Origin of the sequence: Bradyrhizobium sp. 21, from assembly GCF_023073335.1 — a bacterium.
Classification (GTDB): Bacteria; Pseudomonadota; Alphaproteobacteria; order Rhizobiales; family Xanthobacteraceae; genus Bradyrhizobium.
In genome coordinates, this window is sequence record NZ_JADPJG010000017.1 from 52,585 (window position 1) to 72,963 (window position 20,379).

Sequence of the window (20,379 nt, forward strand, 5' to 3'; positions counted from 1 at the left end):
CGCAACCGGGCGCAGCGTCGCGGGACAGTCATCGATCATACCTAGGCTCTCTCGTAGCGACTTGGGGAAGTTGGTCAAACGATGGAGTCATGACGTGAGCAGGACAAGAATTGCAGCCACGGCGATTGGTCTCGCCGGCGCGCTGGTGGCCTCGCAGGCCCAGGCCCAATCGACGAGCAGCAGCGAGCAGGAGATCGCGCTCCTGAAGCAGCAGTTGAAGATGCTGGAACAGAAGCTCGACAAGATCCAGAGCCAAACCGCCGCGAATACCGCGGCCGCGGCGAAGGCCAGGACCGAAGCGAAGGCGGAGGCGCGTTCCGAAGCGAAGGCCGTTGTCGCCAATGCCAATGCGGCGATCCCGCTCAAGGGTCCCGCGCCGGCATCCGGCGTCGTCGTGACCATGCCGAACAATCGGCCCACCATCTGCACCGCCGACCAGGCGAACTGCGTCGCCATCACCGGCCGTGTGCATTGGGATGTCGGCGGCTACGACTATCGTCCCAACACGGCGGCGACCGTGCCGCAAAAGCTCGACAGCGGCGAGAACGTCCGCCGCGCGCGCATTGGTCTGGCCGGCAAGTTCTTCAACGATTGGAATTTCGCCCTGGTCTACGACTTCGGCGGCTCATCCGACGGATTTGGTGGGGCAGCACCGGGATCGCTGCCCGGTGGCGGCCTGTCGGGCCTGGAGAACGCCTATCTGAGCTACACGGGGTTGAAGCCGTTCGGCGGCAAGATGGCCATCGAAGGCGGCATCATGGACCTGCCCTACACGCTCGATGAAGCCACGAGCTCCAATGACATCATGTTCATGGAGCGCGCCTCTGCGGGCATCGTTGCCACCAACATCGCCGCCGGCGACTTCCGCTCGGCCGTCGGCACGCGCTGGTACAACGACGTGTTCTGGGCCGGCGCCTATGTGACCGGTCCGGCCACGGGTGCAATCCACTCGGCGTCGAGCGTAGCGCCGAACGGCGCGACCGAGCAGTATGGCGCGGTCGCCCGCGTTGCCGGCCAAGTCGTCAGCGGCAAGGATTATTCGGTCCATCTCGGCGGAAACGCCGAATGGCTGATCCAGCCGTCGCGCAATATGGTGACGGGTGCGCAGACGGTCACGCTCAGCGACCGCCCCGAGCTGCGCATCGATCCGACGGTACTGACTACGACCGGCGCGATCGCCAATGCCTCCGGCGCGCAGGTCTACAGCGTCGAAGCGGCCGCCACCTACGGACCGCTGATCCTGCAGGGCGAATATTTCTGGTACAACATCGATCGGGGCGCCAACACTGGCCTACCGCCGCTGGGGGCGCCGAGCCTCAAATTCCAGGGCGGCTATGCGCAGGCCGGCTACGTGCTGACGGGCGAGGGCCGCAGCTACAACGCGGCGAACGCGGCCTATGGCGGCGTCAAGCCGGCGCACCCGTTCTCGCTCGAGGGTGGCGGCTGGGGTGCGTGGGAAATCGCGGGGCGCTTCTCGACGCTCGACCTCAACGATCAGTTCGGGACCGCCACCGGCATCGCAGGCGGCCGGCAGACCGTCTACACGGCGGCGCTGAACTGGTACGTCAACGGCAACGTCCGTTTCATGTTGGACTATTTGCATGGCACGGTGTCGAGGCAGGCCTCGCCGGTCTCGACCGCCGATGTCGGCTCGAAGTTCGACGCGGTCGCGATGCGTACGCAGTTCGCGTTCTGAGGTGATCTCTTCCGGGAGCGGCACGGTCCGCTCCCGGATATCTATGCAGCGCGCTTCGGTTTCCTGACGACGACCGGGGGCGGCGCGCAGGATAGCCGCTGCTGATGGCTCTCGCCCCAGGCCTTCAGGATGTCGATCACCGGCCGCAGGCTCTCGCCGAGTTCGGAGAGGCGATACTCGACGCGCGGCGGCACCTCGGCATAGACCTTGCGGATGACGAGCTTGTCCTCCTCCAGCGCGCGAAGCTGTTTTGTGAGCATGCGCTGGGTGATGCTGGGCATCCGGCGACGCAATTCGCCGAAACGCTGGGTGCCGCCCTGGAGGTGGTACAGGATCACGCCTTTCCACTTGCCGTCGATCAGGTCTAGCGTCGCCTCGACCGAGCAGCCGGGACGATGGGCAAAATTGCGCCGTTTCATACGTGTTTTCCCAATAGTATCCAAACAGGGACTATATCCCCGAATTTACAGTACTTGCCAAATCGGAGCCGTGGCGACAGTTAGGACGGCAGGCGAGCACGCCATCTGATGGAGACAAGCCATGAAGGCCGTCGGCTACAAAAAATCGCTTCCGATCGAGGATCAGAACGCGCTGATCGATTTCGAGACCGCAAAGCTGGATCCCAGCGGACGCGACATCCGCGTCGCCGTGAAGGCGATCTCGGCCAATCCGGTCGACTACAAGGTGCGCAAGCGCGCCGCGCCCCCCGAGGGCGAGATGAAGATTTTGGGCTATGACGCGGCCGGCGTAGTCGATGCCGTCGGCCCTGATGTCACGCTGTTCAAGCCGGGCGACGAGGTGTTCTACGCCGGCTCGATCCTGCGCCAGGGCACCAATGCCGAATTCCATCTGGTCGACGAGCGTATCGTGGGCAACAAGCCGAACAGCCTGTCGTTCGCGCAAGCCACCGCCCTTCCCCTCACCTCCATCACCGCCTGGGAATTGCTGTTCGACCGGCTCGGCGCGGTGCCGGGCAAGAGCGTCGATCCGCGCACGCTGCTGATCACGGGCGGCGCCGGCGGCGTGGGCTCGATCCTGATTCAGCTCGCCCGCCGCCTCACCGGGCTGACGGTGCTCGCGACCGCGACACGTCCGGAGTCGCAAAAATGGTGTCTCGATCTCGGCGCGCACGCGGTGATCGACCACGGCAAGCCGATGAAAGAGCAGATCGAGAAGCTGAAGCTGCCGCCGGTCGCGCTGGTGGCGAGCCTCACTTTCACCGACCAGCACTACAAGGCGATCGCCGAATTCATGGCGCCGCAGGGCCGGTTCGGCCTGATCGACGATCCCCCGGAGTTCACCATGAGCACGTTCAAGGGCAAGGCGATCTCGGTGCACTGGGAATCGATGTTCACGCGCTCCTCGTTCCAGACGCCCGACATGATCGCGCAGCATCATCTGCTCAACGACGTCGCCGACCTCATCGACAAGGGCGTGCTGCGCACCACGCTGGACCAGACATTTGGGACGATTAACGCAGCCAACCTCAAGCGCGCGCATGCGCTGCTCGAGAGCGGGAAGTCACGCGGAAAGATTGTGCTGGAGGGGTGGTAGCGGCATCGTTGCTGCGTAGGGTGGATTAGCCGAAGGCGTAACCCACCCTACGATTCCGCGACCGGCGCCACGCCCTCGACGAACAACAGCCGCCGCTCCAGCGCCGTCTGCCGCAGCTTCAGCGCCTCGGCATATTCCGCCGAGGAATACCACTCGCGTGCCCGCGCCATCGAGGGAAACTCCACGATGATGATGGTCTTCGCCGGCGAGCCGCCTTCCACCACTTCGGCGGCGCCGCCGCGCACGAGATAGCGCCCCCCATATTGCACGATGGTTTGTGCGGCCAGCGTGCGGTAGGCCTCCATCGCGGCTTGATCGCGCACCTCGACCTCGGAGATCACATAGGCCGGCATGCACAGGCCTCAGGCGATGGTGTTGACGATGCCGCCCTCGGCGCGCAACGCCGCGCCATTGGTCGCGGACGCCTCTTTCGATGCGACGTAAACCACCATGTTCGCGATTTCGTCGACACTCGCAAAGCGCTGGATCAGCGAGCTCGGGCGGTGCTGCTTGACGAAATTGGCCGCGGCCTCGTCGAGCGATTGGCCGTTCTGCCTGGCGAGATCCTTCACGAACGTCTCGACACCTTCGGACATGGTCGGTCCCGGCAGCACGGAGTTGACGGTCACGCCGGTGCCGCGTGTGAGCTGCGCAAGGCCGCGCGCGACCGAAAGCTGCGCGGTCTTGCTCATGCCGTAGTGGATCATCTCGACAGGAATGTTGAGCCCGGACTCCGAGGAGATGAAGACGACGCGGCCCCAGTTACGCTTCAGCATGCCCTTCAGATACGCGCGCGAGAGACGCACGCCGCTCATGACGTTGACCTCGAAGAAGCGGCTCCAGTCCTCGTCCGGTATGTCGAAGAAGTCTTTCGGCTCAAAGATGCCGGCATTGTTGATGAGGATGTCGACGTCTGGTAGCGCCGCGACCAGCGCCTTGCAGCCCGCAGCGGTCGAGACGTCGGCTGCAATGCCGCGGACCTTGGCCCCCGCCGTCTCCAGCTTGCGCACGGCGGCATCGACCTTGTCCTGGCCGCGGCCGTTGATCACGACGCTCGCACCCGAGCCGGCAAGGCCCCTGGCGATGGCGTGGCCGATGCCGGCGGTCGAGCCGGTCACTAGGGCGGTCGTTCCGGAAAGGTCGATGTTCATGCGATATCTCCATTGATGTTGGCGGAGATATCGTGCGCTGCATGAGCGGGTGCAATCACCGCTCACCGACGCGTGAGAATTCAGTTGCGCGGCGGCAGCGTCCTGAGAAAGGCGACGATGGCGTCGAGGTCCTGCGCCGTCATCGTCGCATAAGCAGCATAGGCCATCGGCGGCTTGAGCTTGAGGCCGTCGCGCGCGATGCCTTGCGTAATCGCACGTTTGATTTCGTCGTCGCTCCATCCGCCGATGCCGACGGCAGGATCCGCGGTGATGTTGGCGGAGACGGATTCGCCCCACGGCCCCTTGAACGTCCGTCCCCCCTTGCCGCTCGCTGCTGCGAAATCGTGTACGGCGGACGCGCCTTCCGGCGTGTGGCATTCCAGGCAATGAGCGATGGTCAGGAGATAGCGCCCGCGCGCGAGCTTGTCGGTTAGTTCCTGCTCGCTCGCCTGCTTGCCAGCATAGGTCGGTGCTTCCGGCTTCAGCGCGATCTTGTATTCCGCCGCCGGCGTCTCGTGGCGCACCGGCGGCACGGAGCGCAGATAAGCCACGAGCGCGTCGAGATCGCGGGCCGTGAGCACGGTGTAGAACTCGGTCGGCATGATCGGCGCGACCTTGGTCCCGTTCGGTCTGTTGCCGCTGACCAGAAACCGCTTCAGCTCGGCATCGCTCCAGTTGCCGATCCCGGTGTCCTTGTCCGGCGTGATGTTGGAGCCCGTGACCTTGAATGCGGGTTCGTCAAACGTCTGTCCGCCCGACAGCGCGCGAGAGAGATCGAGGCCCTGCGGTCCGCGCGGCGTGTGGCAGTTGTGGCAAACCATCACGCTGTTGACGAGATAGGCCCCGCGCTCGACCGGCGTCTCGCCAGAGGCCGCCGACATCAGCAGCGCCAGCGCAAACCCAAACACTGTCCTCATCTAGAGCCCCTCGGCCGGAATCGCGCTCAAACAAAACGATGCGCGGCGTGAGAAATCGCCGCGCCATACAAAAAAGCGGCGCCCAAGGGGGCGCCGCTTTCTCAAATTCAGTACCGGTCGGCTTACGCCGCCTCGGCTTCCTTTTCCTGCACCGGACCGGAGTCCAGGCCCTTGGCATCGACGTCGCGATCGACGAACTCGATCACGGCCATCGCGGCGTTGTCGCCGTAGCGGAAGCCGGCCTTGATGATGCGGGTGTAGCCGCCCTGGCGGTCCTTGTAGCGGGCCGCCAATACGTCGAACAGCTTCCTGACCTGATCCTTGTCGCGCATCTCGGAGATCGCCTGGCGACGCATGGCCAGCCCGCCCTTCTTGCCGAGGGTGACGAGCTTCTCGACGATCGGGCGAAGCTCCTTGGCCTTGGGCAGCGTGGTGACGATCTGCTCGTGCTTGATCAGCGCGGCGCACATGTTGGCGAACATCGCGCGGCGATGCTCGGCGGTGCGGTTGAGCTTGCGATGAACCTTGCCGTGACGCATTTTTCTATTCCTTGAATTTCATTCGTCGCGACGGTTCGTCGGACATTTGCTCAGGTGGGCTGCCTGCGTTCGCCCGCGGAAGCGCGATGCGCTTTCGCTTCTTGGTTCGAGCATGATCTGATCGGAAAACCGCTTCGCACTTTTCCGGATCATGCTTGAAAATCGTGGCCGGAAATCTCCGGCCACGACAGTGAAGTAGATCAGTAGTGATCCTCGAAACGCTTGGCGAGCTCGTCGATGTTCTCCGGCGGCCAGCCCGGCACTTCCATGCCAAGGTGCAGACCCATCTGGGCCAGCACTTCCTTGATCTCGTTCAACGACTTGCGACCGAAGTTCGGTGTGCGGAGCATTTCGGCTTCCGACTTCTGCACGAGGTCGCCGATATAGACGATGTTGTCGTTCTTCAAGCAGTTGGCCGAACGCACCGACAACTCGAGCTCGTCCACCTTCTTGAGGAAGGCCGGGTTGAAGGCGAGGTCCGGGATGATCTCCTGGGCGACTTCCTTGCGCGGCTCTTCGAAGTTGACGAACACGTTGAGCTGGTCTTGCAGGATGCGCGCGGCGTAGGCCACGGAATCATCCGGCGTCAGCGCGCCGTTGGTCTCGATCGTCATGGTCAGCTTGTCGTAGTCGAGGATCTGGCCCTCACGGGTGTTCTCGACCTTGTAGGAGACCTTGCGGACCGGCGAGTACAGGCTGTCGACCGGGATCAGGCCGATCGGCGCGTCCTCGGGACGGTTGCGCTCGGCGGGCACGTAGCCCTTGCCGGTGGCGACCGTGAACTCCATGCGGATCTCGGCGCCCTCGTCGAGGGTGCAGATCTGCAAATCCGGGTTGAGCACGACGACGTCGCCGACAGTCTGAATGTCGCCGGCGGTGACGACGCCCGGGCCGGACTTCTTGACGACCATGCGCTTGGGGCCTTCGCCCTGCATCCTGATCGAGATGTCCTTGATGTTGAGGACGATGTCGGTAACGTCCTCACGAACGCCCGCGATCGAGGAGAACTCGTGCAGCACGCCGTCGATGTGCACCGACTGCACCGCCGCGCCCTGGAGCGAGGACAGCAGGATGCGGCGCAGCGCGTTGCCGAGCGTCTGGCCGAATCCGCGCTCGAGCGGCTCGGCGACGATGGTCGCGAAACGGGTCGAATCGCTGCCGGGCTGTACCTGCAGCTTGTTCGGCCGAATCAGTTCTTGCCAATTTTTCTGGATCGTCACTGTTTCACCCATACCGGCCAGTCAAACTGCTGCTGCAGACACTGGCGTTGGAGAAAGGCCGCAGATCATTCCCACGGCTTTGCAAAAAGTCATCGCGGGCGCCAGTGCGCCCGCAACTTCGTATCAAACGCGCCGACGCTTGCGGGGACGGCAACCGTTGTGCGGGATCGTGGTCACGTCGCGGATGGAGGTGACGGTGAAGCCCGCGGCCTGCAGCGCGCGGAGCGCCGATTCGCGACCCGAACCGGGACCGGCAACTTCGACTTCCAGCGTGCGCATGCCGTGCTCCTGCGCCTTCTTGGACACGTCCTCGGCGGCAACCTGCGCGGCATACGGGGTCGACTTGCGCGAGCCCTTGAAGCCCATCGTGCCGGCGGAAGACCAGGCAATCGTGTTGCCCTGCGCGTCGGTGATGGTGATGGTCGTGTTGTTGAACGACGAGTTCACATGCGCGACGCCGGAGGCGATGTTCTTGCGCTCACGACGACGAACGCGGGTGGCTTCCTTGCCCATTGAATACCTTTCCTGAAGATCTCAAACGCCGCCGTAATGCCAGCGGCTACACCTGTGGAACGAAAGGCGTGTGGCGAACGGGTCATCCCCTTTCGCCACACGCCGCGATTGGATTCGAAACTTACTTCTTCTTGCCGGCGATGGCCTTGGCCGGACCCTTGCGCGTGCGCGCATTGGTGTGGGTGCGCTGGCCGCGCACCGGCAGGCCGCGACGATGACGTAGGCCGCGATAGCAGCCGAGGTCCATCAGACGCTTGATGTTGATGCCGACCTCACGACGCAGGTCGCCCTCGACGAGATAGTCGCGGTCGATCACTTCGCGGATCTGGAGCACCTCGGCGTCGCTGAGCTGGTTGACCCGACGATCCTCGGGGATCTTCACCTTCTCGATGATCTCACCGGCGATCTTCTGGCCGATGCCATGGATATACTGAAGCGCGATCAGCACGCGCTTGTTGGTCGGAATGTTCACGCCGGCAATACGGGCCACGGCCTTCTCTCCTGTCGCCGATCCCTCGTCAGGAATCCGGCTTTAAGTGCTTGGTTTCTCGGGCAGGTGTTCACAAACGCGAACACGACGCCCACCCCTGGTCTTCCTGGGGCCCGGCATCGTTTGAAACTATCCGACTTGGATGCTGGGCTTATTAGGGGATTCAGGGGGCTTTCGTCAACCGCCGCTAACGCTTGGCTCGCTTTTTCGTGACCTTTTTTGGTCCCTTCTTCGAACCTTTTTTGACAGCCTTCTTGGCGATCGTTTTGGCTGCCTTTTTGACCATTTTCCTGGTCGCCTTCTTGGCAACCTTCACGGCTTTCCTGGCGGCCTTTTTAGCGGTTTTAGCCGATTTGGCGGGCTTTTTTACCACTTTTGCCGGTTTTTTAGCCGACTTCTTCGCCGCCTTCTTAGTTCCCTTGTTAGTTCCCTTGGCCTTTTTGGCCGGGCCCGCCTTGGCCGCGCTCCGCGCGCGGGTCTTGGGCTCGACCGCCCCAAGCGCCAGGAGCAGGCGATGGATGGCGCGGGTGACCTCGTCGATGGCCATCATGCCGTCGATTGTCGAGAGCTTCCGTCGCTCGGAATAGTAGTGAATCAGCGGTTCCGTCTGGTTGCGGTAGCTGGCGAGTCGCTTGGTCAGGACCTCCGGGGTATCGTCGAGCCGGACCTCCTCCCCGCGCTCCCGCATCTGGGCGACGCGAGTCTCGACACGGTTCAGGAGCGCGCTCTCGTTGACGCGGAGCTCGATCACGGCATCCAGCTTGAGGTGCTTGTGCTTGAGCAGCCCGTCCAGCGCCTCGGCCTGCGGCACGGTCCGCGGGAAACCGTCGAGGATGAAACCGTTTCTGGCGTCCGGCTGATCGATCCGGTCGGAGATGATTCCGACCACGACGTCGTCGGGCACGAGGCCGCCGCTGGCCATGATCTCCTTGGCCTTGAGCCCGACCGGCGTTCCGGCCGCCACGGCCGCACGCAACATCTCGCCGGTCGAGAGCTGGACGATGCCATAGCGTTGCACCAGCAGCTGTGCCTGGGTCCCCTTGCCCGATCCCGGCGGTCCCAGAAGTATAATTCTCATCGGCGTACGCCCCCCGGATTGGTGAGCGATACGTCGCGCACCTGTGTTTTGATATCAAGAGCGGTACACACCACGACCAGCGCCGCACCACCATTGATGATCATATTATAAGGCAGCCCGATCCCGTAAAGCTCGAAGACCTCCGGAATCAACTGCAATGCCGTCAGGTAGACGGCTCCGACGACCGTCGTCAATGACACGACGCGATCGAGATGGTCGGCGGTCGCCTCGCCGGGAGCAACACCCGGAATGACGCCACCGTGCCGGGCGAGCGATTCGGCGGCGTGCTCGGGGTCGACGACATGAGCCGTGTAGACGAAGGCGAGTATCAGCACGGCGATCGACACGAGGACGACGTGCGCCGGTTGCCCCAGTTGGAGATGCCGGTAGGCCGCGGCGACCAGGGGGTGATCGCCGCCCAGAATGAGCCCCGCAAAGGCGAGTGGCAGAAAGAATATCCACGCCGCCACGGTGACTGGAATCAGAAACCCGGCGCTGTTGAGCTTGATCGGCAGTACGCCCGCGCGCACTGGCAGCTGCCGGGCGCCGACATAGAGCGCGCCAAATTCGACCTGAATATTTCGCCGCGCACCTTCGACCAGCACGATCACCGCGACGGTCACGACCCAGAAAACGGCACAGGCGAGCACGAGATTGCTCGAGACGGCGCCTGTCCGCATGAGCTCCAAAATGCCGGCGACGTCGCGCGGAATGGAGACGAGCATGCCGACGCTCAAGATCAGCGCCAGACCGTTGCCGATGCCGTGGCGGGTTATCTGTTCGCTCAGCCACACCAGCACGCAGACCCCGCCGACCATCGTGGCGGTGGCCGTTAACACAAACCAGCCGTCAGGATCTCTGACGATGCCCGGGATGGTGGTCAGCGCGGAGGCGATGCCATAGGCCTGAAAGGCCGCCAGACCCAGCGTGAGTCCGAGCGTGGCACGGGCGACCTTGCGCCGACCGCCCTCGCCCGACCGTTCGAGCGAATTCAGGCCGCGCCACACCACGGACAGGAGCCGAATGAGGATCGCGGCGGTGAGATAGGGAATCAGGCCAAGGGCAAAGAGCGAGAGGCGGCCGATGACGTGCGACGTCGGCGGGAGGCTCGAAATGTTCAGTCCCGCGATCGGGATCTGAGTGCCGAGCCTGAAAAGGAGCAGCGCGCCAATCGTGAAAGCGATCCGGCGCGCGAGCTCCCCGCTCATCTACGGCGGCCGCGCAACTTCGACTTCCGGATCAGGCCCTCATACTGATGCGCCAGCAGATAGCCCTGCACCTGCGCCACCGTATCCATGGTGACGCTGACGACGATCAGCAACGAGGTGCCGCCGAAGTAGAACGGCACCGAAGCGTAGGAGATCAGGATTTCCGGGATCAAGCAGACGATCGCCAGATAGATCGCGCCGAGCACGGTGATGCGCGACAGCACGTAGTCGATATATTCCGCGGTCCGCTCGCCGGGACGAATGCCCGGAATGAAGCCGCCGTGCTTCTTCAGATTGTCCGCGGTCTCGGTCGGATTGAACACGATCGCGGTATAGAAGAAGGCGAAGAACACGATCAGCGCCAGATACATGATCAGGAACAGCGGACGGCCGTGGCCGAGCTGCGTGGTGATCCACTGGAACCATTCGGGCCCGCTGCCGGCGTTAAAGTTCGCAACCGTGGTCGGCAGCAGCAGCAGCGAGGACGCGAAGATCGGCGGGATCACGCCCGAGGTGTTGAGCTTGAGCGGCAGATGCGAGGACTGGCCTTCGAACATCTTGTTGCCGACCTGGCGCTTCGGATACTGGATCAGCAGCCGGCGCTGGGCGCGCTCGACGAACACGATGAAGGCGATCACGGCAACCGCCATGATGATGACGACCAGGATCAGGCCGGTTGACATCGCACCCTGACGGCCGAGCTCGAGCATGTTGGCGAGCGCCGCGGGCAGCTCGGCGACGATACCGGAGAGAATGATCAGCGAGATGCCGTTGCCGATACCGCGCGAGGTGATCTGCTCGCCGAGCCACATCAGGAACATGGTGCCGCCGGTCAGCGTGATCGCCGTGGACAGGCGGAAGAACATGCCGGGGTCGCTGACGACGTTGCCGGCGCCTTCGAGGCCCACCGCGATGCCATAGGACTGGAACGCGGCCAGGATCACCGTGAGATAGCGGGTGTACTGGTTCAGAAGCTTGCGGCCGGACTCGCCCTCCTTCTTCAGCGCCTCGAGCTGCGGCGAGACGGTGGTTAGGAGCTGGATGATGATCGAGGCCGAGATGTACGGCATGATGTTCAGCGCGAAGATCGCCATGCGGTGGATGCCACCGCCGGCGAACATGTTGAACATGCCGAGGATGCCCCCCGCCTGGGAACGGAACACCTGCTCCCAGATATTGGGATCGATGCCGGGCAGCGGGATGTAGGTCCCGAGCCGATAAACGAGCAGCGCACCCAGGGTGAACCAGATGCGCTTCTTCAGTTCGTCAGCCTTGGCGAACGCACCGAAATTGAGATTGGCTGCCAGTTGTTCCGCTGCAGAGGCCATCTTGGACTTTCTCCCGCCGCCTTTTGCGCCGTCATGCCCGCGGCCGGGCTACATTATACCGGACACCGGACATTATCTGGGGCTACGGCTTCGATAAGTCCATCGTCCCGCATGCGTAAAGGCCCGCGAGGCGCGGGCCAATGACGCAGTTGTTACGCCGCCTCGCCTTCTTCCTTGGCAGGCGCGAGGATCTTCACCGAACCGCCGGCCTTCTCGACCGCTTCGATCGCGGTCTTGGTGGCGCCGTGGACTTCGATGTTGAGCTTCGACTTGAGCTCGCCGCGGCCGAGAAGCCGCAGGCCGCCCTTGGGGCGGCGCAGCACGCCGGCCTTCACCAGCGATTCGACGTTCACGACGCTACCCGCGTCGATCTTCTTGGCATCGACCGCGTCCTGGAGCCGATCGAGATTGATCTCGGCGAACTCGACGCGGAAGATGTTGTTGAAGCCGCGCTTGGGCAGCCGGCGATGCAACGGCATCTGGCCGCCTTCGAAACCCTTGATGCGCACGCCCGAGCGCGCGGTCTGGCCCTTGCCGCCGCGGCCAGCCTGCTTGCCCTTGCCCGAACCGATGCCACGACCGACGCGCATACGCTTCTTGCGCGAGCCGGCGTTGTCGGCGATATCGCTGAGCTTCATCGCCCTGCTCCTTGTTTCTTGCGCATGACCTTCACCGAAAACGGGTTCCGCTTTCGGGATCGTGCGCCTTTGCTTACTTCTCGTCGACGATGCGAACGAGATGGTGAACTTTCAAGATCATGCCGCGGACCGCCGGGGTGTCCGGCAGTTCGCTGGTGCGGCCGATCTTGTTGAGCTTGAGCCCGATCAGCGTCGAACGCTGCGAGTGATGACGGCGGATCGCGCTGCCGGTCTGCTCGAGCTTGATCGTCTTTGCGGCCTTGGCCATCGTGGTCTACTCCGAAAAGCTTCCGTTATTCGGCAACCGCCTCGGCGTCACCACCGATACGGCGGGACTGGAGGGTGGACACCTTGATATTGCGGCGGGCTGCGACCGAACGCGGCGAATCCTGATGCTTCAGCGCGTCAAAGGTCGCGCGAACCATGTTGTACGGGTTCGACGAGCCAATCGACTTCGCGACCACGTCCTGGACGCCGAGCGTCTCGAACACGGCGCGCATCGGGCCGCCGGCGATGATACCGGTACCGGCCGGAGCTGCACGCAGGTAGACACGGCCCGCGCCATGACGGCCGGCGATGTCGTGATGGAGCGTGCGGCCCTCGCGCAGCGAGACGCGGGTCAGGTTGCGCTTGGCGGACTCGGTTGCCTTGCGGATCGCCTCGGGCACTTCGCGCGCCTTGCCGTGACCGAAGCCGGCGCGGCCCTTCTGGTCGCCGATCACGACCAGCGCTGCGAAACCAAAGCGCTTGCCGCCCTTGACGACCTTGGCCACGCGATTGATGTGGACGAGCTTGTCGACGAACTCGCTGTCGCGCTCCTCCCGGCGGTCACGTCCGCCGCCGCCGCGTTGATCGCGTCCACCACGTTGTTCGCGTTCTGCCATGGTTTTTCCAATCCTTCAGAGGCTTACGCCTCAATCCTCAAATTCTGTTAGAAGCTCAGCCCGCTCTCACGCGCTGCGTCGGCAAGAGCCTTGACGCGACCGTGATAGAGGTAGCTGCCGCGATCGAACACGACTTCCTTGACACCCTTCTCGGCGGCGCGCTCGGCCAGCAGCTTGCCGACCGCCTTCGCCGCATCGATGTCGGCGCCGGTCTTGCCGCCGTCGCGCATCGACTTCTCGAGCGAGGAGGCAGAGGCCAGCGTCTCGCCCTTCAGGTCATCAATGACCTGGGCGTAGATGTGCTTGGACGAGCGGAACACCGACAGGCGCGGACGGCCGCCACCGGAACGGCGCAGCTTCAGCCGTACACTGCGCTTGCGCCGGGCATTCGTAACCTTGGCTTTCGACATGACCGGCTCCGTTACTTCTTCTTGCCTTCCTTGCGGAAGATGAATTCGCCAACATACTTCACACCCTTGCCCTTGTAGGGCTCCGGCGGACGATAGGAGCGAATCTCGGCGGCGACCTGGCCGACGCGCTGGATGTCGCTGCCGGTCACCGTGATCTCGGTCGGCTTCGGCACGGTGATCGTGATCCCTTCCGGGATCGCGTAGACCACGTCGTGGCTGTAGCCGAGCGCGAGCTGCAGGTTCTTGCCCTGCATCGCGGCGCGGTAACCGACGCCGGTAATCTCGAGCTTCTTCTCGAAGCCCTTGGTGACGCCTTCGACCAGATTCGCGACCTGGGCGCGAGCGGTACCGTACAGCGCGCGTGCGCGGTTGGTCTCGACCCGCGGGTTCACCTTGACCTGGCCGTTCTCGAGCTTCACCTCGACGTCGCTATGGACGACGAACTGAAGCTGGCCTTTCGGCCCCTTCATCTTGACGGTCTGACCGTCGACGGTCGCGGTAACGCCCGAGGGCACCGCTACCGGCCTTTTGCCAACACGTGACATGGATCAAAAATCCTTCTCAGAACACCGTGAAGAGAACTTCACCGCCCACGTTCGCTTCACGCGCACTGTGGTCGGCCATGATCCCCTTCGGGGTCGACAACACCGAAATACCAAGCCCGTTATTAACCCGCGGCAGAGCCTTCACCGAGGCGTAGACACGACGCCCGGGCTTGGAGACCCGTTCGATCTCGCGGATGACGGGCTCGCCGTCGAAATACTTCAGCTCGATCTCGATCTCGCTACGGCCCGAAGAGTGCTCGAGCGTGGCGTAACCGCGGATGTAGCCTTCGGACTTCAGGACCTCGAGCACGTTCTCGCGCATCTTCGAGCCAGGCGTGGAGACCTTGCTCTTCGAGCGCATCTGCGCGTTGCGGATACGGGTGATCAGATCGCTGATTGGATCGTGCGTAGACATCTAACCGACCCTCCTTACCAGCTCGACTTCACGAGGCCCGGGACCAAGCCCTTGGAGCCAAGGTCGCGCATCGCGATGCGGGACAGTTTGGTCAAGCGATAGTTCGAGCGCGAACGGCCCGACAGCTCGCAACGCAGACGGATGCGGGTGGCCGAGGAGTTGCGCGGCATTTCCGCCAGCTTCAACGTCGCGGCGAAGCGCTCCTCCATCGGCAGCGTCTTGTCGGCGATGATTGCCTTCAACCGCTCGCGCTTCGGGGCGGCGTTCTTCGCCATCCGCTTGCGCCGGTTGTTCTTCTCGATTGAACTCTTCTTTGCCATGCTTGGCTCCTGGGTATCCGCGTTTGAGAGGCTTTAGGTCAGCGTCTCACTGCCGGAACGGGAAATTGAAAGCGGTCAACAAGGCCCTCGCCTCGTCGTCGGTCTTGGCCGTGGTGCAGACGGTGATGTCCATACCGCGGGCTTCCGTGACCTTGTCGAAGTCGATCTCGGGGAAAATGATGTGTTCCTTGAGGCCGAGCGAGTAGTTACCGCGGCCGTCGAAGCTCTTCGGGTTCAGGCCGCGGAAGTCGCGGACGCGCGGCAGCGCGACCGTCACCAGGCGATCGATGAACTCATACATGCGAGCCTTGCGCAGCGTGACCTTGCAGCCGATCGGCTGGTTCTCACGCAGCTTGAAGGTCGCGATCGCGACACGCGAGTAGGTCACGATCGCCTTCTGGCCGGCGATCTGGGTCAGCTCGGCGGCGGCGTTCTCGGCCTTCTTGCGGTCGTTGACGGAATCGCCAACGCCCATGTTCAGCACGACCTTGTCCAGGCGAGGAACCTGCATCACGTTGTCATAACCGAACTTCTCGGTCATCTCCGTGCGGATCTTCGCGTCGTATTCCGCGCGCAGGCGCGGCGTGTAAGCGGCCTCAGCCATCGATCTCAGCTCCCGAGCTCTTGGCGATGCGGACCTTCTTGCCGTCCGCCAGAATCTTGAATCCTACGCGGGTCGGCTTTCCGTCCTTGCCGGCATACGCGATGTTGGACAGTTGGATCGGCGACTCCTTGGAGATGATGCCGCCCTCCTGGGCCTGCGTCTGCTTCTGGTGACGCTTGACCATGTTGATGCCGCGCACGAGCGCCGTACCGGCATCGGGACGCACTTCGAACACCTCGCCGGTGCGGCCCTTGTCGCGGCCGGTCAGCACGACGACCTTGTCGCCCTTGCGGATCTTCGCAGCCATCACAGCACCTCCGGCGCGAGCGAGATGATCTTCATGTGGTTCTTGGCGCGCAGCTCGCGCGGTACGGGCCCGAAGATACGGGTGCCAACCGGCTCGGACTGATTGTTGATCAGAACGGCGGCGTTGCGGTCGAAGCGGATGACCGAACCGTCGGCGCGGCGGATGTCCTTGCGGACGCGCACCACGACGGCCTTCATCACGTCGCCCTTCTTCACCTTGCCACGCGGAATCGCTTCCTTGATCGAGACGACGATGATGTCGCCGATCGTGGCGTAGCGGCGCTTGGAGCCTCCGAGCACCTTGATACACATGACACGGCGTGCGCCAGAATTATCGGCCACGTCGAGGTTGGTCTGCATCTGAATCATTGATGCACCTCGTCCTCTTCTATTTGCGCCAGCCCAGCCGGCGCTCAACATTTCCCTGAAGTCAGTCGGCTAAAGCCGGCAGATCAGGCGCTTTTCTTGTGTTCGCCCCGGATCACGACCCAGCGCTTCAACTTTGAAATCGGCTTCGATTCCTCGATCCACACCATGTCGCCCGGCTTGAACTCGTTGCTCTCGTCGTGCGCGTGGTAGTTCTTCGAACGGCGGATCGTCTTCTTGTAGATCGGGTGCGTGAAGCGGCGGTCGACGCGCACCACGACGGTCTTGGCTTGCTTGTCGCTGACGACCACGCCCTGCAAAGTACGTTTCGGCATCTTCGTAAGCCTCTTACTTCTTCTTCGCGCGCGTCTGCGCGGCGACGGTCTTGATCCGGGCGATGTCACGGCGGGCCTCGCGCAGGCGCGAGGTGTTCTCGAGCTGCCCGGTGGCGCGCTGGAAGCGCAGGTTGAAGCGCTCCTTCTTCAGGTTCAGGATGGCGTCATCCTGCTGATCGGGGCTCAACGCGCGGATGTCTTCGATTTTCATCTGGGCCATGGCCATTACTCCGCAATGCGCTCGACGAAGCGCGTCTTGATCGGCAGCTTGGCTGCCGCCAGGGTCAGCGCTTCACGCGCGGTCTGGGTGGTGACGCCGTCGATCTCGAACAGCACCCGGCCCGGCTTGACGCGCGCGACCCACAATTCCGGCGCGCCCTTGCCGGAGCCCATGCGGACTTCGGCAGGCTTCTTCGACACCGGAACGTCGGGGAACACGCGGATCCAGACGCGGCCGGCACGCTTCATGTGGCGGGTCAGCGCGCGGCGAGCGGCTTCGATCTGGCGCGCGGTGACGCGCTCAGGCTCGGTCGCCTTCAGGCCGAACTGGCCGAACGCCAACGTCGCGCCCGAAGACGCAACGCCGTGGATGCGGCCCTTATGCGCCTTCCGGAACTTCGTTTTCTTAGGTTGCATCATGGCTTCAAGCCCTCAAATTCTATGTGCTGGCTCAGGCCGCGTCACGGCGCTGACGGCCGCCGCGATCACCACTGCCACCCGTCTCGCCTTCGGCCATTCTCTTGTCCTGGGCCATCGGATCGTGCTCAAGGATCTCGCCCTTGAAGATCCAGACCTTGACGCCGCAGGTGCCGAAAGTCGTGAACGCGGTCGCAACGCCGTAGTCGATGTCGGCGCGCAGCGTGTGCAGCGGCACGCGACCTTCGCGGTACCACTCCATGCGCGCGATTTCCGCACCGCCCAGACGACCCGAGCAGTTGATGCGGATGCCTTCCGCGCCGAGACGCATCGCCGACTGCACGGCGCGCTTCATGGCGCGACGGAAGGCCACGCGGCGCTCCAGCTGCTGCGCGATCGACTCGGCCACCAGCGTCGCATCGAGCTCCGGCTTGCGGATCTCGACGATGTTGATGACGACGTCGGACGAGGTGATGTCCGCGACCCTCTTGCGAAGCTTGTCGATGTCGGCGCCCTTCTTGCCGATCACCACGCCCGGACGAGCCGAATGGATGGTGACGCGGCACTTCTTGTGCGGACGCTCGATCACGATGCGGGCGACGGCCGCCTGCTTGAGCTCCTTGTGCAGGATCTCGCGGATCTTGACGTCCTCGTGCAGGAGCTTGCCGTATTCCTGCTTGCCGGCGAACCAGCGGGAATCCCAGGTCCGGTTGATGCCGAGACGCAGACCGATCGGATTGATCTTTTGACCCATCGTGTTCTCCTGCGTCCCTTAAGCCGCTGCTTCGGCTTCGACCTGACGAACAATGATCGTCAGCTGCGAAAATGGTTTGTAGACACGACCCGAGCGGCCACGGCCGCGGGCGGCAAAGCGCTTCATCACGAGGCCGTTGCCGACGAAGGCCTGCGCCACGACGAGATCGTCAACGTCGAGGTCGTGGTTGTTCTCGGCATTCGCGATAGCCGATTCCAGGCACTTCTTCACGTCGACCGCGATCCGCTTGCGCGAAAACTGCAGATCGGCGAGCGCAGAAGCCGCCTTGCGGCCGCGAATGAGCTGGGCGACCAGGTTGAGCTTCTGCGGGCTCACCCGCAGCATCCGGGCGACCGCCTTGGCCTCGTTCTCGGCGAGGCTCCGTTCGCGCTTAGGTTTGCTCATCGTTTAATCCTCAAGCCTTCTTGGCTTTCTTGTCGCCGGAGTGGCCATGGAAGGTCCGGGTCGGCGAGAACTCGCCGAACTTGTGACCGACCATTTCCTCGTTGACCGCTACCGGGACGTGCTTCTGACCGTTGTAGACGCCGAAGGTCAGGCCGACGAACTGCGGCAGGATGGTCGAGCGACGGCTCCAGATCTTGATGACGTCGTGACGGCCGGACGCGCGGGCGGCATCTGCCTTCTTGAGCAGAGAACCCTCGACGAACGGGCCTTTCCAGACTGAACGAACCATGTCCGGCGTTCCTTACTTCTTCCGCTTGTGGCGGCTTAGGAGAATGAATTTGTTGGTCGACTTGTTGGTGCGGGTCTTCTTGCCCTTGGTCGGCTTGCCCCACGGGGTGACCGGGTGGCGACCGCCCGAGGTACGACCCTCACCACCGCCATGCGGATGGTCGATCGGGTTCATCGAAACGCCGCGGTTGTGCGGCTTGCGGCCCAGCCAGCGGTTGCGGCCGGCCTTGCCGATCGAGGTATTCATGTGATCCGGGTTCGACACCGCGCCAATCGTGCCGCGGCAGCGGCCGTGCACAAGGCGCTGCTCGCCCGAATTCAGGCGGACGATCACGTAGTCATGGTCGCGACCGACGAGCTGGGCATAGGTGCCCGCGGAACGGGCGAGCTGGCCGCCCTTCCCGATCTTGAGCTCAATGTTGTGGATGATCGTGCCGACCGGCATGTTACCGAGCGGCATGACGTTGCCCGGCTTCACGTCGACGTAGTTGCCGGCGATGATGGTGTCGCCCACGGCCAGGCGCTGCGGCGCCAGGATGTAGGCCTGTTCGCCGTCCTGATACTTGATCAGCGCAATGAAGCCGCTGCGGTTCGGATCGTATTCCAGCCGCTCGACGGTCGCGGGAACGTCGATCTTCTCACGCTTGAAATCGACAGTGCGCAGCGTCCGCTTGTGACCACCGCCACGGAAGCGCACGGTGATGCGACCGGTGTTGTTGCGGCCGCCCGAGGAATGCTTGCCTTCGGTGAGCGCCTTGACCGGCTTGCCCTTGTAGAGCGCCGAACGATCGACCATGACCAGCTGGCGCTGGCCCGGCGTCGTGGGATTGAATGTCTTCAGTGCCATCGTCGTACGACCTTACAGACCGGTGGTCACGTCGATCCGGTGACCCTCTTCGAGAGTCACGATCGCGCGCTTGGAGTTCGACTGCGAGCCGAGATTGCCGCGGAAGATCTTGGTCTTGCCCTTGCGGACCAGCGTGTTGACGCTCTTGACCTTGACGTCGAACAGCTTCTCGATCGCTTCCTTGATCTGAGGCTTGGTCGCCTTCGCGGCCACCTTGAACAGCACCTTGTTGTGCTCCGAGGCGATCGTCGCCTTTTCGGTCACGACCGGCGACAGGATCACGTCGTAATGGCGAGGCTCGATGTTCTTCGTCATTTGAAGCGCGCCTCCAGCGCATCGATGGCGGCCTTGGTCAGAACAAGCTTCCGACGGCGCAGGATGTCATAGACGTTGATGCCCTGGATCGGCAGCACGTCCATGTTCGGGATGTTGCGGGCCGCAGCGGCGAAGCCGTTGTTGAGCTCGGCACCGTCGATGATCAGCGCGTTGGTCAAGCCCAGGCCGGAGAAGTGGCCGAGCAGCGCCTTGGTCTTGGCAGCCTCCAGCGCGGCCTTGTCGATCACGACGAGATCGCCGTCCTTGGCCTTGGCCGAGAGCGCATGCTTGAGAGCGAGCGCACGGACCTTCTTCGGCAGGTCGGTGGCGTGCGAACGCACCACCGGACCGAAGGCACGGCCGCCGCCGCGGAACTGCGGCACGCGGGCCGAGCCGTGACGAGCACCGCCGGTGCCCTTCTGCTTGTACATCTTCTTGCCGGTGCGCCAGATCTCGGCGCGACCCTTGGCCTTGTGCGTACCGGCCTGACGCTTGTTGAGCTGCCACTGCACGCAACGTGCAATGATGTCCTGGCGCGGCTCAAGGCCGAAAATGGTGTCGGAAAGCTGGACCGAGCCGGCTTCCTTACCCTCGAGGGTGGTGACCTTCAGTTCCAT

32 protein-coding genes are annotated in these 20,379 nt (G+C 63.5%); 2 read left to right on the top strand and 30 right to left on the bottom strand.

Going from position 1 to position 20,379, the window contains the following annotated elements; genetic code table 11:
- The first annotated feature begins 94 nt into the window (after nt 1–94).
- Entirely contained in the window at nt 95–1,696 is a 1,602-nt protein-coding gene (locus IVB31_RS18535) for an OprO/OprP family phosphate-selective porin (protein ID WP_247324932.1), read from the top strand.
- Nucleotides 1,697–1,737: 41 nt separating this feature from the next.
- On the opposite strand, the gene IVB31_RS18540 is transcribed toward IVB31_RS18535, so the two are convergent.
- Nucleotides 1,738–2,115, bottom strand: coding sequence for a helix-turn-helix domain-containing protein (locus IVB31_RS18540; RefSeq protein WP_247324934.1), 378 nt, complete (start codon nt 2,113–2,115; stop codon nt 1,738–1,740).
- A 121-nt stretch (nt 2,116–2,236) separates the two neighbouring features.
- On the opposite strand from IVB31_RS18540, the gene IVB31_RS18545 reads away from it, so the two are divergent.
- Nucleotides 2,237–3,250, top strand: a complete 1,014-nt coding sequence (locus IVB31_RS18545; RefSeq protein WP_247324936.1) for a zinc-binding alcohol dehydrogenase family protein — start codon at nt 2,237–2,239, stop codon at nt 3,248–3,250.
- Nucleotides 3,251–3,297: 47 nt separating this feature from the next.
- Here the strand turns inward: IVB31_RS18545 and IVB31_RS18550 are convergent, their stop codons facing one another.
- From IVB31_RS18550 to rplD, 29 genes are all read right to left on the bottom strand, one after another.
- Complete coding sequence (locus tag IVB31_RS18550) at nt 3,298–3,603, bottom strand: DUF1330 domain-containing protein (RefSeq protein WP_247324938.1); 306 nt, start codon at nt 3,601–3,603, stop codon at nt 3,298–3,300.
- Nucleotides 3,604–3,612: 9 nt separating this feature from the next.
- The gene (locus tag IVB31_RS18555; RefSeq protein WP_247324941.1) at nt 3,613–4,401 is read right to left on the bottom strand and encodes an SDR family oxidoreductase; all 789 of its coding nucleotides are present in this window, start codon (nt 4,399–4,401) and stop codon (nt 3,613–3,615) included.
- An 80-nt stretch (nt 4,402–4,481) separates the two neighbouring features.
- Entirely contained in the window at nt 4,482–5,318 is an 837-nt protein-coding gene (locus tag IVB31_RS18560) for a c-type cytochrome (RefSeq protein WP_247324943.1), read from the bottom strand.
- A gap of 122 nt (nt 5,319–5,440) precedes the next feature.
- Nucleotides 5,441–5,857 (bottom strand): 50S ribosomal protein L17, encoded by a 417-nt coding sequence (gene rplQ, locus IVB31_RS18565; protein ID WP_247324945.1) that lies wholly within the window; start codon nt 5,855–5,857, stop codon nt 5,441–5,443.
- Between the two features lie 200 nt (nt 5,858–6,057).
- A complete protein-coding gene (locus IVB31_RS18570) occupies nt 6,058–7,089 on the bottom strand; it encodes a DNA-directed RNA polymerase subunit alpha (protein ID WP_247324948.1) in 1,032 nt (343 codons plus the stop codon).
- Between the two features lie 111 nt (nt 7,090–7,200).
- Complete coding sequence (gene rpsK, locus IVB31_RS18575) at nt 7,201–7,590, bottom strand: 30S ribosomal protein S11 (RefSeq protein WP_007603045.1); 390 nt, start codon at nt 7,588–7,590, stop codon at nt 7,201–7,203.
- A gap of 121 nt (nt 7,591–7,711) precedes the next feature.
- On the bottom strand, nt 7,712–8,080 hold the full coding sequence (gene rpsM / locus IVB31_RS18580) for a 30S ribosomal protein S13 (protein WP_092034909.1): 369 nt from the start codon (nt 8,078–8,080) through the stop codon (nt 7,712–7,714).
- Nucleotides 8,081–8,267: 187 nt separating this feature from the next.
- The gene (locus IVB31_RS18585) at nt 8,268–9,158 is read right to left on the bottom strand and encodes an adenylate kinase (protein ID WP_247324951.1); all 891 of its coding nucleotides are present in this window, start codon (nt 9,156–9,158) and stop codon (nt 8,268–8,270) included.
- The gene (locus tag IVB31_RS18590) at nt 9,155–10,366 is read right to left on the bottom strand and encodes a preprotein translocase subunit SecY (protein ID WP_247324952.1); all 1,212 of its coding nucleotides are present in this window, start codon (nt 10,364–10,366) and stop codon (nt 9,155–9,157) included. The genes IVB31_RS18585 and IVB31_RS18590 overlap by 4 nt, the downstream gene beginning before the upstream one ends.
- Entirely contained in the window at nt 10,363–11,694 is a 1,332-nt protein-coding gene (secY, locus tag IVB31_RS18595; protein WP_247324954.1) for a preprotein translocase subunit SecY, read from the bottom strand. Before secY ends, IVB31_RS18590 begins: the two co-directional genes overlap by 4 nt.
- Before the next feature lie 152 nt (nt 11,695–11,846).
- Nucleotides 11,847–12,332, bottom strand: a complete 486-nt coding sequence (gene rplO, locus IVB31_RS18600; RefSeq protein WP_247324958.1) for a 50S ribosomal protein L15 — start codon at nt 12,330–12,332, stop codon at nt 11,847–11,849.
- Between the two features lie 73 nt (nt 12,333–12,405).
- Nucleotides 12,406–12,600 carry a 50S ribosomal protein L30 gene (gene rpmD, locus IVB31_RS18605; protein WP_247324961.1) on the bottom strand — a complete coding sequence of 65 codons (195 nt, stop codon included), beginning with the start codon at nt 12,598–12,600 and terminating at the stop codon, nt 12,406–12,408.
- A 25-nt stretch (nt 12,601–12,625) separates the two neighbouring features.
- Nucleotides 12,626–13,216, bottom strand: a complete 591-nt coding sequence (rpsE, locus tag IVB31_RS18610) for a 30S ribosomal protein S5 (protein ID WP_247324964.1) — start codon at nt 13,214–13,216, stop codon at nt 12,626–12,628.
- A 47-nt stretch (nt 13,217–13,263) separates the two neighbouring features.
- Nucleotides 13,264–13,626, bottom strand: coding sequence for a 50S ribosomal protein L18 (rplR, locus tag IVB31_RS18615; protein ID WP_007603036.1), 363 nt, complete (start codon nt 13,624–13,626; stop codon nt 13,264–13,266).
- An 11-nt stretch (nt 13,627–13,637) separates the two neighbouring features.
- Entirely contained in the window at nt 13,638–14,171 is a 534-nt protein-coding gene (gene rplF, locus IVB31_RS18620) for a 50S ribosomal protein L6 (protein WP_247324966.1), read from the bottom strand.
- Between the two features lie 16 nt (nt 14,172–14,187).
- The gene (rpsH, locus tag IVB31_RS18625; RefSeq protein ID WP_247324968.1) at nt 14,188–14,586 is read right to left on the bottom strand and encodes a 30S ribosomal protein S8; all 399 of its coding nucleotides are present in this window, start codon (nt 14,584–14,586) and stop codon (nt 14,188–14,190) included.
- A 14-nt stretch (nt 14,587–14,600) separates the two neighbouring features.
- Nucleotides 14,601–14,906, bottom strand: a complete 306-nt coding sequence (rpsN, locus tag IVB31_RS18630; RefSeq protein WP_247324970.1) for a 30S ribosomal protein S14 — start codon at nt 14,904–14,906, stop codon at nt 14,601–14,603.
- A gap of 46 nt (nt 14,907–14,952) precedes the next feature.
- Complete coding sequence (gene rplE, locus IVB31_RS18635) at nt 14,953–15,510, bottom strand: 50S ribosomal protein L5 (RefSeq protein ID WP_247324973.1); 558 nt, start codon at nt 15,508–15,510, stop codon at nt 14,953–14,955.
- Nucleotides 15,503–15,817 carry a 50S ribosomal protein L24 gene (gene rplX / locus IVB31_RS18640; protein WP_247324975.1) on the bottom strand — a complete coding sequence of 105 codons (315 nt, stop codon included), beginning with the start codon at nt 15,815–15,817 and terminating at the stop codon, nt 15,503–15,505. Before rplX ends, rplE begins: the two co-directional genes overlap by 8 nt.
- The gene (gene rplN, locus IVB31_RS18645) at nt 15,817–16,185 is read right to left on the bottom strand and encodes a 50S ribosomal protein L14 (protein ID WP_007603030.1); all 369 of its coding nucleotides are present in this window, start codon (nt 16,183–16,185) and stop codon (nt 15,817–15,819) included. The genes rplX and rplN overlap by 1 nt, the downstream gene beginning before the upstream one ends.
- A gap of 83 nt (nt 16,186–16,268) precedes the next feature.
- The gene (gene rpsQ / locus IVB31_RS18650) at nt 16,269–16,517 is read right to left on the bottom strand and encodes a 30S ribosomal protein S17 (RefSeq protein ID WP_247324977.1); all 249 of its coding nucleotides are present in this window, start codon (nt 16,515–16,517) and stop codon (nt 16,269–16,271) included.
- Between the two features lie 13 nt (nt 16,518–16,530).
- Nucleotides 16,531–16,737, bottom strand: a complete 207-nt coding sequence (gene rpmC, locus IVB31_RS18655) for a 50S ribosomal protein L29 (RefSeq protein WP_007603026.1) — start codon at nt 16,735–16,737, stop codon at nt 16,531–16,533.
- Nucleotides 16,738–16,742: 5 nt separating this feature from the next.
- On the bottom strand, nt 16,743–17,156 hold the full coding sequence (gene rplP / locus IVB31_RS18660) for a 50S ribosomal protein L16 (RefSeq protein ID WP_247324978.1): 414 nt from the start codon (nt 17,154–17,156) through the stop codon (nt 16,743–16,745).
- A 31-nt stretch (nt 17,157–17,187) separates the two neighbouring features.
- Nucleotides 17,188–17,907, bottom strand: coding sequence for a 30S ribosomal protein S3 (gene rpsC, locus IVB31_RS18665; RefSeq protein ID WP_247324980.1), 720 nt, complete (start codon nt 17,905–17,907; stop codon nt 17,188–17,190).
- An 18-nt stretch (nt 17,908–17,925) separates the two neighbouring features.
- The gene (gene rplV, locus IVB31_RS18670) at nt 17,926–18,312 is read right to left on the bottom strand and encodes a 50S ribosomal protein L22 (protein WP_092034894.1); all 387 of its coding nucleotides are present in this window, start codon (nt 18,310–18,312) and stop codon (nt 17,926–17,928) included.
- A gap of 10 nt (nt 18,313–18,322) precedes the next feature.
- Nucleotides 18,323–18,601, bottom strand: coding sequence for a 30S ribosomal protein S19 (gene rpsS, locus IVB31_RS18675; protein ID WP_008136357.1), 279 nt, complete (start codon nt 18,599–18,601; stop codon nt 18,323–18,325).
- Nucleotides 18,602–18,613: 12 nt separating this feature from the next.
- Nucleotides 18,614–19,447, bottom strand: coding sequence for a 50S ribosomal protein L2 (gene rplB, locus IVB31_RS18680; protein ID WP_247324981.1), 834 nt, complete (start codon nt 19,445–19,447; stop codon nt 18,614–18,616).
- A 12-nt stretch (nt 19,448–19,459) separates the two neighbouring features.
- Complete coding sequence (locus IVB31_RS18685) at nt 19,460–19,762, bottom strand: 50S ribosomal protein L23 (RefSeq protein ID WP_007603019.1); 303 nt, start codon at nt 19,760–19,762, stop codon at nt 19,460–19,462.
- On the bottom strand, nt 19,759–20,379 hold the full coding sequence (rplD, locus tag IVB31_RS18690; RefSeq protein ID WP_211399436.1) for a 50S ribosomal protein L4: 621 nt from the start codon (nt 20,377–20,379) through the stop codon (nt 19,759–19,761). The genes IVB31_RS18685 and rplD overlap by 4 nt, the downstream gene beginning before the upstream one ends.

What these genes read in the sequence shown, in the direction of transcription:
- rplD (WP_211399436.1), bottom strand. Translation starts at nt 20,379, where the DNA reads ATGGAACTGAAGGTCACCACCCTCGAGGGTAAGGAAGCCGGCTCGGTC.
- rplE (WP_247324973.1), bottom strand. Translation starts at nt 15,510, where the DNA reads ATGGCTGAGGCCGCTTACACGCCGCGCCTGCGCGCGGAATACGACGCG.
- rpsC (WP_247324980.1), bottom strand. Translation starts at nt 17,907, where the DNA reads ATGGGTCAAAAGATCAATCCGATCGGTCTGCGTCTCGGCATCAACCGG.
- rplO (WP_247324958.1), bottom strand. Translation starts at nt 12,332, where the DNA reads ATGAAGCTCAGCGATATCGCCGACAACGCCGGCTCGCGCAAGAAGCGT.
- IVB31_RS18685 (WP_007603019.1), bottom strand. Translation starts at nt 19,762, where the DNA reads ATGACGAAGAACATCGAGCCTCGCCATTACGACGTGATCCTGTCGCCG.
- IVB31_RS18560 (WP_247324943.1), bottom strand. Translation starts at nt 5,318, where the DNA reads ATGAGGACAGTGTTTGGGTTTGCGCTGGCGCTGCTGATGTCGGCGGCC.
- rpsH (WP_247324968.1), bottom strand. Translation starts at nt 14,586, where the DNA reads ATGTCTACGCACGATCCAATCAGCGATCTGATCACCCGTATCCGCAAC.
- IVB31_RS18570 (WP_247324948.1), bottom strand. Translation starts at nt 7,089, where the DNA reads ATGGGTGAAACAGTGACGATCCAGAAAAATTGGCAAGAACTGATTCGG.
- rpsK (WP_007603045.1), bottom strand. Translation starts at nt 7,590, where the DNA reads ATGGGCAAGGAAGCCACCCGCGTTCGTCGTCGTGAGCGCAAGAACATC.
- rplR (WP_007603036.1), bottom strand. Translation starts at nt 13,626, where the DNA reads ATGTCGAAAGCCAAGGTTACGAATGCCCGGCGCAAGCGCAGTGTACGG.
- secY (WP_247324954.1), bottom strand. Translation starts at nt 11,694, where the DNA reads ATGGCCTCTGCAGCGGAACAACTGGCAGCCAATCTCAATTTCGGTGCG.
- rpsE (WP_247324964.1), bottom strand. Translation starts at nt 13,216, where the DNA reads ATGGCAGAACGCGAACAACGTGGTGGACGCGATCAACGCGGCGGCGGC.
- IVB31_RS18540 (WP_247324934.1), bottom strand. Translation starts at nt 2,115, where the DNA reads ATGAAACGGCGCAATTTTGCCCATCGTCCCGGCTGCTCGGTCGAGGCG.
- IVB31_RS18555 (WP_247324941.1), bottom strand. Translation starts at nt 4,401, where the DNA reads ATGAACATCGACCTTTCCGGAACGACCGCCCTAGTGACCGGCTCGACC.
- rplN (WP_007603030.1), bottom strand. Translation starts at nt 16,185, where the DNA reads ATGATTCAGATGCAGACCAACCTCGACGTGGCCGATAATTCTGGCGCA.
- IVB31_RS18590 (WP_247324952.1), bottom strand. Translation starts at nt 10,366, where the DNA reads ATGAGCGGGGAGCTCGCGCGCCGGATCGCTTTCACGATTGGCGCGCTG.
- rplB (WP_247324981.1), bottom strand. Translation starts at nt 19,447, where the DNA reads ATGGCACTGAAGACATTCAATCCCACGACGCCGGGCCAGCGCCAGCTG.
- rplF (WP_247324966.1), bottom strand. Translation starts at nt 14,171, where the DNA reads ATGTCACGTGTTGGCAAAAGGCCGGTAGCGGTGCCCTCGGGCGTTACC.
- rplV (WP_092034894.1), bottom strand. Translation starts at nt 18,312, where the DNA reads ATGAGCAAACCTAAGCGCGAACGGAGCCTCGCCGAGAACGAGGCCAAG.
- rpsQ (WP_247324977.1), bottom strand. Translation starts at nt 16,517, where the DNA reads ATGCCGAAACGTACTTTGCAGGGCGTGGTCGTCAGCGACAAGCAAGCC.
- rpmC (WP_007603026.1), bottom strand. Translation starts at nt 16,737, where the DNA reads ATGGCCCAGATGAAAATCGAAGACATCCGCGCGTTGAGCCCCGATCAG.
- rpsS (WP_008136357.1), bottom strand. Translation starts at nt 18,601, where the DNA reads ATGGTTCGTTCAGTCTGGAAAGGCCCGTTCGTCGAGGGTTCTCTGCTC.
- rplQ (WP_247324945.1), bottom strand. Translation starts at nt 5,857, where the DNA reads ATGCGTCACGGCAAGGTTCATCGCAAGCTCAACCGCACCGCCGAGCAT.
- rplP (WP_247324978.1), bottom strand. Translation starts at nt 17,156, where the DNA reads ATGATGCAACCTAAGAAAACGAAGTTCCGGAAGGCGCATAAGGGCCGC.
- rplX (WP_247324975.1), bottom strand. Translation starts at nt 15,817, where the DNA reads ATGGCTGCGAAGATCCGCAAGGGCGACAAGGTCGTCGTGCTGACCGGC.
- rpmD (WP_247324961.1), bottom strand. Translation starts at nt 12,600, where the DNA reads ATGGCCAAGGCCGCAAAGACGATCAAGCTCGAGCAGACCGGCAGCGCG.
- IVB31_RS18550 (WP_247324938.1), bottom strand. Translation starts at nt 3,603, where the DNA reads ATGCCGGCCTATGTGATCTCCGAGGTCGAGGTGCGCGATCAAGCCGCG.
- rpsN (WP_247324970.1), bottom strand. Translation starts at nt 14,906, where the DNA reads ATGGCAAAGAAGAGTTCAATCGAGAAGAACAACCGGCGCAAGCGGATG.
- IVB31_RS18585 (WP_247324951.1), bottom strand. Translation starts at nt 9,158, where the DNA reads ATGAGAATTATACTTCTGGGACCGCCGGGATCGGGCAAGGGGACCCAG.
- IVB31_RS18545 (WP_247324936.1), top strand. Translation starts at nt 2,237, where the DNA reads ATGAAGGCCGTCGGCTACAAAAAATCGCTTCCGATCGAGGATCAGAAC.